We start from the raw sequence: 12,526 nt of genomic DNA on the forward strand, positions 1-12,526 counted from the left end.
ATGGTAAATGTTATGTTGGGGATGTTAAAAATATAACTCTTCATTCACCCACGGTTGTCTGATATAATGGTAAGGATTTAAAAGACCGCAGGTAGGAGGCCGGGCTTTCTATGCAGCATGTATTTACCTTTACTCTTGCCTTTGTTATCGTTTATGCTATGGTTCCTGTTATGCGCTCGATCGCTTTGCGCACAGGATTCGTTGATATACCCAACAAGCGAAAAATTCACAGTGACCCGATCCCGCTTCTCGGCGGAGCCGCGATGTTTGCGGGTTTTCTGGTTACCACGATGTTGATGGGTGACATTGACAGTGAGTACATTGGGATTGCACTGGGCTCTTTTGTCATTTTTGCAGTGGGTTTAATTGATGACTACGCCAAAACGAGAGGCAAGGATTTTCCAGCTTTGCCGAAATTCATCGGGCAGTTGTTAGCTGCCTCGATATTAATCTACTTTGACGTTCGGATCAAAGGTGTTACCATCCCTTTTGGCGGCGGCGAATACCTTAGGTTTGATGACTGGTATTGGCTATCGGTGATCGCCACTATCTTGTGGGTAGTCGGGATCACCAATATGTTCAACTATCTGGATGGAGTCGATGGGTTGGCTGGCGGGATCGCGGCGATTTCTTCAACGTCGCTGTTGTTTATCTCACTGCTGAAGGGTCAAGCGGTCAGCGCCATGTTTGCAGTGACATTGATTGCCATCACGTTGGCATTCTTGCGGCACAATTTTCACCCCGCTCAGATTTTTATGGGCGACTCAGGTTCGAACTTCCTTGGGTTTACACTGGCGGCGATTGCCGTACAGGGGGCTTTCAAAGCTTACACTCTGGTCTCTCTGGCTGTTCCGGTGTTAGCACTAGGGGTACCGATCTTTGACTTCTTCTACGTAACTTTAAAGCGGATTAAGGAAAAACGTCCGATTTACAAACCGGATAAAGAGCACACTCATCACCGGTTAATGAAATCCGGGTTGAGCCAGATTCAGACTGTTGCGTTTTTGTATCTGCTGGGAATCTGTTTCTCGCTTGCTTCCATCATTGTGGTGCTGACAGATAAATAAAAAGAAGAACATGGATACCATCGGAGCCTCTCCGATGGTTTTTTGCTGCAATCGGAGGCACTGGGCCAACATACAATCTTTTTTCCATATAGGACCGTATAATGTATCCGTATAGGAGATGAGGTGATATTGTTGACCCAATGGAAACGGCCGAAATCACAGATGTCGTCTGTCCGCGGGGACGCCGATGATCTCATCGAGCTGCAGCAGCTTTTGGCAGGTCGACACCGCATTTTGTATGAGGGTGTTAGCGAGTACCAGGATCTTATGGTTCTAGAGTCAAACATTCTACGCATGTACTTGAATCAGCAACTGCAGTTCAGTTCTTTGGACGAACGGATGTATCACGAAGCTTTTGTTCACCCTGTAATGCTCCTTGCCCCCAGACACGCCCGTATTTTGAGCGTGGGAGGGAATGATGGTCTTTTGCTGCGTGAAGTCCTCAAATATCCGGATGTAAGACATGTCAGTCTGGTTCACGTTTCCTCGGAGGTTTTAAGGGTAGTACAGGAAGTACCTGAAATCGATGCCCTAAACGAGAGGGCCTTCTCTGACAAGCGTTTACGTATTCATGATTGTGACATTGAAAAGTTCCTGGTTCGGGCACGAAACCGGTATAACGTTATTATTGTGGATTTTCCGGATCCGGTAGATAAACAGATAAGCCGCTTGTATACAACAGAGATCTTTAGCGGTTTGTCCCGCCTTTTAACCAAAGACGGCGTCCTTGTTTGTCAATCCCATTCTCCCAAGAAAGCGCCAATCGTATTCTGGAGCATTGCTCGCACGCTTGAGAGTGCCGGATTAACGACGATTAGCTATCATTTGACTATCCCATCGTTCGGTGATTGGGGATTTCACCTGGCAGGGAAACAACCGCTTATCTGGAGGAGGAAGAAAGTAACCGTTCCCCATCGCACACTCCCTAATGATCTCTCATCATGGTTTGACTTCCCTGCAAAGGTTCTGGCCGCTAGGACACGAGCCCCAGTAAACTGCATGGACCGTCTAACCCTGCACAACTTTTACGCCCGTGCACAACTTATTCCTACGACGAATCTCACTGCAGTGAACGACCTGGCCTCCCAAGACCAAGACAAGGGCAGAAAAAAGGAGCCACACAAGTATAAAGTCAGGCGGGGCGATTCCAATCGAACCGTTCGCGGAGATTCGGAGGATCTAATTGAACTGAAGCAACTGCTGTCCGGATCGAATCGAATCCTCTACCAAGGTCGCTTTAAAGAGGATGACGTATTAATAATAAAGTCGAAAGATGTTCGAATGTATTTGGATAAGCAACTGCAGTTCAACTCATTGGATGAACGAATTTACCATGAAGCACTCGTTCACCCGGTTATGACTCTGGTCCCTGAACGCGATCGTATCCTGATCGTTGGGGGTGGAGACGGTATGGCGCTGCGTGAAGTCCTCAAGTATCGGGATGTAGGGCACGTCGATCTCGTAGATCTTGATCCGCTGGTACTACAGGTGGCATTAACCGTCCCTGATGTTGTGTCCTTGAACGCCGGTTCTCTCTATGATAGACGTGTATCCGTCCATCAGCAAGATGCCCGGGTGTTTTTGTCAAAACAAAGGGAGCCTTACAATGTCATTATTGTGGATTTTCCGGATCCGGCAGATAAAGTGATAAGCCGCTTGTATACCGCAGAGTTCTTTCGGCGAATGTTCCGATGTTTAACCCCGGACGGTATCCTCGTGTGTCAGTCGCATTCTCCTGAGAATGCTCCATCGGTATTCTGGGCCATTAAAAAAACACTTAAGAGTATAGGATTAAAGACCCTCAGCTACCATGTAATCGTACCCTCGTTCGGTGATTGGGGATTTCACCTGGCGGCGAAAACGCCCCTTGTGTGGGGGGATAAGAAGATCACCGTCCCCTATGAAACGATTCCTGAAGATCTGACATCCTGGTTTACCTTCCCCCAAAAAATTCTATCCGTGCGGAGGATGGTAAAGGCAAACACTTTAAGCAGATTAAGATTGCACAAATATTATCGAAAGGAAGTTGGCTACAAGATCAAGAGTCTCAAGCTGACAAAACGCATAGTCCCACGAACATTCCGGCGCTAAAAACTGCGCCGTTTTTTTATTCGTTGTTTCGGTGGAACGATCAAGGAAGGATTTTCTAATTCGCGGGTGGAAGTTATATATACAAAACAAGAAGCCTCATCGTTGTAAGCCAAATTTATAAGAGGAGGTTTTTGGTAATGAGTCAAGTGCATTTATTGCCGTTTGTTGTGGAGTCGATTTCAGAAACAAGCTACGAAATTCCGGAGGGCGTAAAAGCGGTTCATGCCCCGGAAGTGTGGCCGGAATCAAAAGGTACGGATGTTGTCGTTGCCATACTTGACACAGGCTGTGACTACAACCATCCCGATCTGAAAGATCGGATTATCGGAGGGAAAAACTTTACTCAAGACTACAAAGGTGACCCGAGTAACTTTATGGACAACAATGGACACGGTACACATGTGGCCGGAACAATCGGAGCCAGTGAGAATGGTGCTGGAGTCGTCGGTGTTGCGCCTGAAGTGAAGCTTCTGATTGTAAAAGTCTTAAGTGGAAATGGTTCAGGGAGTTATCAATCGATCATTGACGGTATAAAATTTGCTGCGAAGTGGCGCGGCGAGAACGGGGAAAAAGTCCGTATCATTTCCATGTCGTTGGGAGGCCCCGAAGATGTGCCCGAACTTCATAAGGCGATTAAAGACGCTGTTGCCAATGATATTTTAGTGGTCTGCGCTGCGGGCAATGATGGGGATGGAAATGAGAATACGGACGAATATTCCTATCCCGCTTCCTATCCTGAAGTGGTTTCCGTCGGTGCTGTTGATGTGAATGGAAAACCGGCCAGGTTTTCCGAATCGAACAAAGAAGTCGATATGGTGGCACCAGGGGTAAACATCACCTCCACATTCCCTGACGGGAAGTATGCAAAGCTGTCCGGAACGTCAATGGCAACACCTCATGTTTCAGGAGGTGCCGCTGTTCTGATTCGCAAACTGGAATCGGAAATTGGAAGAGAGCTTTCCGAAACAGAAATCTACGCCCAGATTTGCAGACATACGCGTGATTTGGGACTTGATCGACGAATTGAAGGAAACGGTATGCTCGACTTAACAGCGCCTGCACCTATTCCCCCAACCGAACCTGCCAAGAGTGTAAAAGTTCGAAAGTATAAAGCGGGGTATGTTGTGGTTGCAGGATACTTCGATACCAAGCCGGAGGCCGAAGAATTTTCGGCGCGGGTGAAGACTCTGCTCGCTTCCGAATCTGTGAAAAACTAACGATTTTCCCAGGTATAAGCAGGCCGTTTTGGCCTGTTTTTTTTGTTGGCCTGTTTTCATCAAATGTTAAAAACTATAAGGGAGGGGACATGCTATAGTGAATAAGAGGTGATACTTGGCAAATGCAATCAAGAACCGGAAAATATGCAGTGAACAGTTTCATTATTATATTAATCATTGCTTTCATCGGGGGGCTCTCCTATTGGATTTGGTGGGGGAAAACAAGACTTCCCGTGATTGACCGGGCACCGAATTGGACCCTGGAAAACGTGAACGGAGGCTATGAATCCTCCCAGGCCTTAGGCAATAAGGTAAAGCTGGTCGAATTCATCTTTGTGAATTGTCCGGACGTTTGCCCGACGACAACCCACAATATGGTATCCCTGCAGGAGAAATTAAAGCAGAAGAACTTATTCGGAAGTGATGTCCAGTTTGTTGCCATCTCGTTTGACCCTGTGCGGGACACTCGAGAAGTTTTAAAGAACTACGGAAACAATCTGAAAGTGGATTGGAACGGCTGGACTATGTATCGTGGTACTGAGGAAGAGACGCAAAAAGTCTTGAAGGATTTTAAAATCTTTGCCGAAAAACAACCGGACGGTTCTTATGTGCATCCGACAAAGGCTCTCTTCCTGATCGATCGGAATAACAACATCCGCAAGATCTACACCATGGGTGAAAATATGAATAACCAGGAGATTCTAAAAGATATCGTCCAATTGGCGAAAGAATAAGAAACAGGAAAAGCTCCTCGGACCGAGGAGCTTTTTTCATATCTTAGTTTGGCATTGGCGTGGGAGTCGGCTTCATTCCGTTCGAACTGTATTTGGTGTCGATATAGCTGCGAATTTCTTTTACAGACTTCCCTTCGGACTGCAGTTTTACCGATTCGACTGCAATCGCCATACACACCCCGCACTTGGTGCCGTGCGAATCCCACATGACCGAGCCAGGTTTCACTTCTTTGACAAAGCAATCGGCATTGTGCTTGTGGCCGGCTGACTCGCCGCAACCGCAGTAGCAGGGAATCTGCTGCAGCAGTTTGTCGTTTTTGGCGGCCAGTTTATAGGCCAGTTGAGTGGTTTCCGGTTTGTTCGTTACAAAAGAGGGGAGCTCATCGGTTGAAGCTGTTGTTTGCTGAATGTCCCCCTTTGTTTCGTCCAGGTGATTGTGTTGGGCGTCATGGCTCTTGTTCGGGGAAGCGGTTTGCGAGCATCCCGCGAATACGAACGAAAGTGCTATCAAAAGAAGAAGTTTTTTCATCAAAAAACTCCTTTCTCTTCATGATTTTTGGATAAGCTATGCCCCATTATCGCACATTTTAGCCGAAATGGATATCCAATTGATTGACAATAATTTGAACAGAGCATATTCTAATATTAAAATGAACGTTTGAATATTAAAACGAACAAAGCCTTTTTGAATGAGGTGGTCGGGTGAGTACGAAACACCATGCGGATACATGTGAAATATTTTGTTATGACGAGGAGAAAGTGAACCGCCTCCGCAAAGAAGCAGAGATTCCTTCGGGCATTTCGTCGATTTTTAAGGCTTTGGCAGATGACACACGGTTTCGCATTGCGTATGCACTGTCCAAGGAAGACGAATTGTGCGTTTGCGATGTGGCCAATATTATCGGCACAACGGTTGCCAATGCGTCACACCATCTTCGGCTGCTCCGTAATCTGGGGTTGACCCGCCACCGCAAAGAAGGGAAATTGGTGTTCTACTCTCTGGCGGATGATCATGTGAAAACAATCATTGAAATGGCGTTTGATCATTACCAGGAGTTTCACCCTAAAGGGCGCTAATCCGATGAGGAGGGAACCGGTGTGTCAGATAAACACCATCATGATCATCATCACCATGGATTCGGGCATCATCACCACGGTCATGGTGACAAAAGATCACTCACTGTTGCATTGCTCATCACTGGCGGAATTCTGATTGCGGAACTGGTCGGGGGGATCATTACAAACAGCTTGGCTCTTTTGTCGGATGCGGCTCACATGCTGAGCGATGTCGCTTCCTTGGGGTTGAGTTTGCTGGCAATTTGGTTTGCGTCCAAACCCGCCACGTTACAAAGGACGTTTGGTTTTTACCGGGCTGAGGTACTGGCTGCACTGATCAATGCCGTAACGCTGGTAGTCGTGTCATTGTACATCTTCTGGGAAGCTTACGAACGGTTTCAAAATCCGCCCGAAGTTCAAAGCGGCCTGATGATCCTCGTGGCGAGCATCGGGTTGGTGGCGAATTTGCTTAGTGCATGGGTGCTATCCCGCGGAGAGAGTCACCAACACAATTTGAATGTTCGGGGAGCGTTCCTCCATGTCTTGGGGGATGCGTTGGGGTCAGCCGGTGCAATTGTCGCAGGACTTATCATGATGTTCACGGGCTGGTACTACGCCGATCCCATTATGAGTGCAGCCATCGGATTGTTGGTGCTGGTAGGTTCCTATCGTCTGCTGAAAGATACGGTGCATGTCCTGCTTGAAGGAACACCGCCCCATCTTGATCTGGAAAAAGTGAAAAAGGCCATGTTGGGAATTACGGGAGTTCAGCAGGTGCATGACCTGCATGTGTGGACTGTTTCCTCCTGCTTCATCAGTATGAGCGGACATGTTGTAATTCAGGATCAGACTGAGGGACAGCGGGTTCTCCGCCAATTGGAATTGGTCTTGCGGGAAAAATTCGGTCTCAGCCACACGACCATTCAGATTGAAACAGAAAATCTGCACCCCAATAAGGAAGAATGCACTCACTGTTGAACGTCGCCAGACTTGCAGTAAGGGGGTGGGAAGGATGCCAAAAAACATACAAAAAATCTATCGGGTAACCGGGTTGACCTGAGCCCATTGTGCCTCGAAATTGGAGGCCCATCTTCAGGCGTTGCCTGAAATTCAGGAAGTCAAGTTGAATTTTGCCGCGGGAAAACTGGCCATTACGGGAACCATGAGTGATGAGGATTTGCAGAAGGAAGCACGCAGGATTGAGGCTGTAACCCTGCACCCTGTCGGTGCACCAGACGCCTCCGCCAAGCAGCCGTTTTGGGAATCGAACCGGCAAGCGATTCGCGTTGGACTGGCCGGATTGCTGATGACAGGAGGATGGATTCTGTATGAAAAGGCCGTTTTTCCTCATGCACAATTGATTCTCCTCATCTCGATTCTAACAGGCGGATTCAGTGTTGGGCGGAAAGGGATTCGGAATCTGCTCCGCTTTCAATTTGATATGAACGTGTTGATGACCATTGCGGTCACCGGAGCAGTCCTGATTGGCGAATGGGAAGAGGCAACTGTGGTGGCGTTTCTGTTCGCGATCAGTGAGATGCTCGAATCGTACTCGATGGAGAAAGCTCGCCGGTCGATCCGCTCACTGATGGAGATTGCTCCGAAAGAAGCGGCGGTTGTTCGAAACGGGCAGGAAACCAGAATTCCGGTGGAGGAATTGTTGGTTGGCGATGAGCTTATTGTTCGTCCAGGTGAAAAGATTCCGATTGACGGCAGTATTCTGTGGGGTACAACGTCTGTGAATGAGGCGGCGATTACGGGGGAATCGATGCCGATTGAAAAATCGGCAGGAGACTCTGTGTATGCCGGTACGTTAAATGAGCAGGGTGCCGTTCGCATCCGCGTAACGAAACTGGTGCGGGACACGACGATTGCCAAAATAATTCACCTTGTCGAGGAAGCCCAAAACGAACGAGCACCGGCGCAAGCTTTTGTAGACAAGTTCGCTCGTGTTTATACGCCTGCTGTTATGATTTTGGCTGTCTTGATTGCTTTGGTACCCCCTCTGTTCTTCGAAGGACAATGGGAACGATGGATCTATGAGGCGCTCGCTTTATTGGTTGTAGCTTGTCCGTGCGCGTTGGTGATATCAACGCCCGTTGCGATCGTAACGGCAATCGGAACGGCTGCGAAGCAGGGAGTGCTGATTAAAGGCGGGGTGTTCCTGGAGCAGGCCGCCACAATCCGTGCGATTGCTTTTGATAAAACGGGAACATTGACAAAAGGTGAACCGGAAGTAACGGATACGATTCCGTTAAGCGTTGATGACTTGCCGGATCGTTCGAGTGTTGGCAAACATGAGCTGCTGCAGATTGCGGCCGCTCTGGAGAAACTGTCGGAACATCCGTTGGCTAAGGCTATTGTTCGAAAAGCGGAGGAGCAAGGACTGCAAGTTCCCGCAGCCGAACAATTCACGGCGATTCCCGGGAAAGGGGCTTCGGGAAGTATAAACGGAACCGCATTTTATATCGGGAATATCCGTTTGTTTACTGAACTTCTGGGCTCGTTGGAACAGATCCCGGAGGTCTCCCGTTTGCAGCAAGCAGGGAAAACTGTGATACTCGTCGGGACAGAGCAAGAAGTGTTGGGGATTCTGGCGGTGGCCGATCAAGTCCGGGAAACAAGTGCAGAGTCGGTTCGGAAGCTGAAGCAATCAGGAATTGAAAAAACAGTGATGGTTACGGGAGACAACGGTCAAACAGCAGCGGCGATCGCTAAGCGAACGGGCATTGACGAATATTACGCTGAACTGCTCCCGGAAGACAAACTGGAGCGGATTCGATCCCTTCGATCACAATTTGGGCAAGTCGCGATGGTTGGCGATGGGATCAACGATGCTCCGGCACTTGCCGCCGCATCGCTTGGGATTGCCATGGGCGGGGCAGGTACGGATACCGTGTTGGAAACCTCCGATATCGTCTTAATGGGAGACGATCTGTCCAAGCTTCCCTATGCGATCCGGTTGAGTCGGGCTGCCCTGAAGGTGATTAAACAAAACATCGCTTTTTCGCTGCTTGTTAAGCTCGTCGCCGTTCTGCTTGTTTTTCCCGGTTGGTTAACATTGTGGCTTGCGATCCTCGCAGATATGGGAGCGACCATTCTGGTTACACTGAACGGACTCCGGTTGTTGCGAAAGCGACCTTAAAAAAGTTTCCTTCAGTTGGCAATTGTGATAACTTTAAGGGAGAAAAAGAGGAGGTACAAGCTGTGCAGGATCGTATTTTTGCCAATATTACGGGGGAGGAAGGACCCGATTTTCTAAGAGAGAAGAAGGAGATTGTCCTCTTGGATGTGCGTCAGCCGGAGGAGTACGAGAGCGGTCATATCCCGGGAGCGGTATTGGTACCGCTTGGTGAATTGGAGTCCCGCATCGAAGAACTGGACAAGGACAAGGAGTACTTTGTGATCTGCCGCAGCGGCCGGCGAAGTGTCATGGCTTGCCATCTGCTGAGTGAGCACGGGTTTACAAAATTGTTTAACCTGCACGGCGGCATGCTGGGCTGGACAGGGGAAATCGAATAGTTAGAAAAAGAATTGAGTCAGGTCAAACCTAAGGGGTTTCCTCTACTGGTTTGACCTATTTTTTATTTTACGAAAGAGGATCGATTGGTTTTATTCACGGATGGATTGGTTGAGGCCAAAAATGGGAACAACGAGTTGTACGGATTTGACCGTTTGGTTCGGGATTCCTGCTGCCGGCCTTTTGATAGAAAGCAAGATTGGCGATGCTTGAATTGGCAGCATACCTGTTCAATGATGGCCTTCCCGTACCCCTGCCCCTGATAATCGGGAGCAACAGCGATATTTTTAAGCTCCACTTTTTCGGAAGATTCAGGCATAATGAGAAGACAAGAATCAGAGGGGAAGGGTGAAAGAATGAAAGTAACAATTGTGGGTGCAGGAGCGGTTGGCGGGTATTTTGGCGGAAGATTGCAGCAGGCGGGTTTTGATGTTACCTATCTGGTCCGGGAAAAAAGGGCTGAACAGTTGACGAAAACCGGGTTGATTATCCAGAGCCCTTGCGGCAATGCGGAACTGAAACCGAACCTTGCGGTTCGTGCAGAGGATATTGACGGGTGTGACCTGATCATTCTCGGGGTAAAAAACTACCATCTACCGGGAACAATTGAGTCGCTTCGCCCGCTGGTGGAAAAGGGAGCCAAGATATTGCCCCTTTTAAACGGTGTGGAGCACTTTGATCTACTGGAACAGGAATTTGGGAAAGATGCAGTATTGGGAGGCATATGTCAAATCATTACGACCCTTGATGCGGAAGGGCGAATTTTGCATACCGGTAAGCTGCATAACATTATATTCGGTCCTCTTCAACCAAGCCAAAGAGAATTCTGTGAGCACTTGGCGGATTCGGCGAAGGACGCCAATATGAGCTTACAGTTGAGCGAGGATGTTCGGGTGGATATCTGGAGCAAGTATGCGTTTATTACCGCATTCTCCGGGGTGACGACAGCCAGTCGTCTTTCGATCGATCAAGTGTTGATGCATGAGCCGACCACAGAGGTATTTCGGCTCGTACTAACTGAAATGTGGGATTTGGCGAAGGCTAGAGGCGTTCAACTGTCCGAAAGATTTGTTGAGAATTTCATTGAGCAGATGTATAAGCTTCCTGCAGGTTCAACTTCTTCCATGCATCAGGATTTCCGTAAGGGGTTGACATTGGAAGTAGAAAGCCTGCAGGGAGCCGCAGTACGGCTTGCCCGGCAGGCTGGAGTGGAAGTGCCAACGGTACGAACGTTGTATGGGTTGATAAAACCGTATGAAAATGGAGCTTCGTAGCAATTTTACGGTAGATCTATCAGCATAAACTCCGCGCTGGACTCAGTGGCAAAGGAAAGGTCCGTCATGTTTTCGATACGGGCGGCATCGCCTTGGCTCATCTTTTCTGATCCGTTCAGTGTGAGTTCGCCATCAATTACAAACAGGTGTGTTCGGCGTCCCTCTTCCGACTGATGAGAGAGATTTGTTCCCGCCTCCAAGACGGACAGATAGATGGTCATATCTTGATGAATATGCAGATTGCCTTCGAATTTGCGGTTTGAAACGACCGGGAGCAGCCGGCCGATTTTTGCTTCCCGCGGGAAACCTTTTTGTTCGTAGGACGGGGTTAGCCCTTTCGTATCCGGCAGAAACCACATCTGCAGAAGATGGGCAGGGGTGTCCGTGGACGGGTTCACTTCAGAATGATAGATTCCCGTTCCGGCTGACATCCGCTGCAGTTCCCCAGCTCGAAGGATTTCCCGGTTGCCGGCGCTGTCCTCATGCATCAGTTCCCCGCTGATCATGTACGTAACGATTTCCATCTCCGCGTGCGGGTGCATTCCAAACCCGGTTTCCGGCTGAATAATGTCATCGTTCAGTACACGCATAGGGCCAAACAGACGGTTGTTGGGATCATAATATTCGGCGAAGGAAAAACTAAACCGACTTGTGAGCCATCCGTGTTCTGCAAGGTACCGTTCATTTGAGCGGATGATGCGAATCATTGAAAAAACCTCCTTTTGGTTTGGAAAATGTTTTATAGGCAAAAATAAATTGAGTTACTTACTTTTGTTTAGTATAATAAAGGTGTCGACTAACGGTTGTCAAGTGTTCTATGATATGATAATGAAAAGAGGTGATCAGGATGGATTATACAACCATGTGCCCCAAGTATGAGGCGGGTATTGAAGTGCTCGGAAAGCGATGGACCGGTTTGATCATTCGAGTCCTGTTAGGCGGACCAAGACGCTTTCGGGACATTAAGGAAATTGTTCCCGAAATGAGCGATAAAATGCTGACCGAACGTCTCAAGGAATTGGAGGCCTTAGGAATTCTCACCCGGCACGTTTATCCTGAGACACCGGTACGGGTTGAATATGAATTGACCGATAAAGGCAGAGATCTGGAACCGGTTGTGGAGGCCATTCAATCTTGGTCTGAAAAGTGGATGTAATATGCGGGACACACATATGTGTGTCCTTTCTGCTGTACAGGGCTTTCAATTGGCGAGAAAGCCCCATTTATGCTATAATCGGGGAATGGTTTTGGACGTTTACAGGGGTGGTGAAGACTGATGTCAATAACGAAGAAAGACGTTGCACATGTCGCCAATTTGGCACGGCTGGCACTGAATGATAACGAAATGGAGCAGTACACCGAACAGCTGAACAAGATTCTCCAGCATGCGGAAGAACTGCAAAAGCTTGATTTGGACAATGTGGAGCCAACCAGTCATGTGCTTCCGATCCAGAATGTAATGCGGGAAGACGAATCCCGTGTATGGTTGACCAATGAACAGGCGCTCGCGAACGCACCTGACGAGGATGCCGGACAATTCCGCGTACCGGCTGTGATGGAGGGGTAA

13 protein-coding genes and 2 pseudogenes are annotated in these 12,526 nt (G+C 48.5%); 12 read left to right on the forward strand and 3 right to left on the reverse strand.

The features are described 5' to 3' along the window. Nucleotides 1–110: 110 nt before the first annotated feature. From ACFO8Q_RS22170 to ACFO8Q_RS22185, 4 genes and pseudogenes are all read left to right on the forward strand, one after another. Complete coding sequence (locus ACFO8Q_RS22170; protein ID WP_380029211.1) at nt 111–1,067, forward strand: MraY family glycosyltransferase; 957 nt, start codon at nt 111–113, stop codon at nt 1,065–1,067. A 132-nt stretch (nt 1,068–1,199) separates the two neighbouring features. Next, a complete protein-coding gene (locus ACFO8Q_RS22175) occupies nt 1,200–3,158 on the forward strand; it encodes a spermine/spermidine synthase domain-containing protein (protein WP_380029213.1) in 1,959 nt (652 codons plus the stop codon). A gap of 137 nt (nt 3,159–3,295) precedes the next feature. Then, nucleotides 3,296–4,207: pseudogene (locus ACFO8Q_RS22180) on the forward strand (S8 family peptidase); the annotation flags it as partial. Between the two features lie 290 nt (nt 4,208–4,497). Beyond that, nucleotides 4,498–5,109, forward strand: coding sequence for an SCO family protein (locus tag ACFO8Q_RS22185; protein WP_380029215.1), 612 nt, complete (start codon nt 4,498–4,500; stop codon nt 5,107–5,109). A gap of 43 nt (nt 5,110–5,152) precedes the next feature. On the opposite strand, the gene ACFO8Q_RS22190 is transcribed toward ACFO8Q_RS22185, so the two are convergent. Further along, on the reverse strand, nt 5,153–5,638 hold the full coding sequence (locus ACFO8Q_RS22190) for a PCYCGC motif-containing (lipo)protein (RefSeq protein ID WP_380029217.1): 486 nt from the start codon (nt 5,636–5,638) through the stop codon (nt 5,153–5,155). 173 nt (nt 5,639–5,811) lie between these two features. Between ACFO8Q_RS22190 and ACFO8Q_RS22195 the strand changes: the two genes are divergently transcribed. The 5 genes from ACFO8Q_RS22195 (at nt 5,812) to ACFO8Q_RS22215 (ending at nt 9,948) form a co-directional block, all read left to right on the forward strand. Further along, nucleotides 5,812–6,186, forward strand: a complete 375-nt coding sequence (locus tag ACFO8Q_RS22195) for an ArsR/SmtB family transcription factor (protein WP_380029219.1) — start codon at nt 5,812–5,814, stop codon at nt 6,184–6,186. Nucleotides 6,187–6,207: 21 nt separating this feature from the next. Continuing rightward, nucleotides 6,208–7,143, forward strand: a complete 936-nt coding sequence (locus tag ACFO8Q_RS22200; RefSeq protein WP_380029221.1) for a cation diffusion facilitator family transporter — start codon at nt 6,208–6,210, stop codon at nt 7,141–7,143. 34 nt (nt 7,144–7,177) lie between these two features. Next, entirely contained in the window at nt 7,178–9,310 is a 2,133-nt protein-coding gene (locus ACFO8Q_RS22205) for a heavy metal translocating P-type ATPase (protein WP_380029223.1), read from the forward strand. A gap of 62 nt (nt 9,311–9,372) precedes the next feature. Beyond that, on the forward strand, nt 9,373–9,687 hold the full coding sequence (locus ACFO8Q_RS22210) for a rhodanese-like domain-containing protein (RefSeq protein ID WP_380029225.1): 315 nt from the start codon (nt 9,373–9,375) through the stop codon (nt 9,685–9,687). Nucleotides 9,688–9,792: 105 nt separating this feature from the next. After that, nucleotides 9,793–9,948, forward strand: coding sequence for a hypothetical protein (locus ACFO8Q_RS22215; RefSeq protein ID WP_380029456.1), 156 nt, complete (start codon nt 9,793–9,795; stop codon nt 9,946–9,948). On the opposite strand, the pseudogene ACFO8Q_RS22220 reads toward ACFO8Q_RS22215, so the two are convergent. Then, nucleotides 9,936–10,004 (reverse strand): annotated as a pseudogene (locus ACFO8Q_RS22220) (hypothetical protein); the annotation flags it as partial. The gene ACFO8Q_RS22215 and the pseudogene ACFO8Q_RS22220 sit on opposite strands and share 13 nt — an antisense overlap. Nucleotides 10,005–10,041: 37 nt before the next feature. Here ACFO8Q_RS22220 and ACFO8Q_RS22225 point away from each other — a divergent pair. Further along, entirely contained in the window at nt 10,042–10,959 is a 918-nt protein-coding gene (locus ACFO8Q_RS22225) for a ketopantoate reductase family protein (RefSeq protein WP_380029227.1), read from the forward strand. A 5-nt stretch (nt 10,960–10,964) separates the two neighbouring features. Here ACFO8Q_RS22225 and ACFO8Q_RS22230 read toward each other — a convergent pair whose 3' ends face one another. Next, a complete protein-coding gene (locus ACFO8Q_RS22230; protein WP_380029229.1) occupies nt 10,965–11,666 on the reverse strand; it encodes a pirin family protein in 702 nt (233 codons plus the stop codon). 140 nt (nt 11,667–11,806) lie between these two features. Between ACFO8Q_RS22230 and ACFO8Q_RS22235 the strand changes: the two genes are divergently transcribed. Together ACFO8Q_RS22235 and gatC are read left to right on the forward strand one after the other, a co-directional pair. After that, nucleotides 11,807–12,115: a winged helix-turn-helix transcriptional regulator gene (locus tag ACFO8Q_RS22235; protein ID WP_380029230.1), complete on the forward strand. Its 309-nt coding sequence runs from the start codon at nt 11,807–11,809 to the stop codon at nt 12,113–12,115. A 120-nt stretch (nt 12,116–12,235) separates the two neighbouring features. Then, complete coding sequence (gatC, locus tag ACFO8Q_RS22240; protein WP_380029232.1) at nt 12,236–12,526, forward strand: Asp-tRNA(Asn)/Glu-tRNA(Gln) amidotransferase subunit GatC; 291 nt, start codon at nt 12,236–12,238, stop codon at nt 12,524–12,526.

Origin of the sequence: Effusibacillus consociatus (genome assembly GCF_042652925.1) — a bacterium.
Taxonomy (GTDB): domain Bacteria; phylum Bacillota; class Bacilli; order Tumebacillales; family Effusibacillaceae; genus Effusibacillus; species Effusibacillus consociatus.

Coding starts and splice junctions, on each gene's coding strand:
- ACFO8Q_RS22170 (WP_380029211.1), top strand. CDS start 111: ATGCAGCATGTATTTACCTTTACTCTTGCCTTTGTTATCGTTTATGCT.
- ACFO8Q_RS22185 (WP_380029215.1), top strand. CDS start 4,498: ATGCAATCAAGAACCGGAAAATATGCAGTGAACAGTTTCATTATTATA.
- ACFO8Q_RS22190 (WP_380029217.1), bottom strand. CDS start 5,638: ATGAAAAAACTTCTTCTTTTGATAGCACTTTCGTTCGTATTCGCGGGA.
- ACFO8Q_RS22225 (WP_380029227.1), top strand. CDS start 10,042: ATGAAAGTAACAATTGTGGGTGCAGGAGCGGTTGGCGGGTATTTTGGC.
- ACFO8Q_RS22230 (WP_380029229.1), bottom strand. CDS start 11,666: ATGATTCGCATCATCCGCTCAAATGAACGGTACCTTGCAGAACACGGA.
- ACFO8Q_RS22235 (WP_380029230.1), top strand. CDS start 11,807: ATGGATTATACAACCATGTGCCCCAAGTATGAGGCGGGTATTGAAGTG.
- gatC (WP_380029232.1), top strand. CDS start 12,236: ATGTCAATAACGAAGAAAGACGTTGCACATGTCGCCAATTTGGCACGG.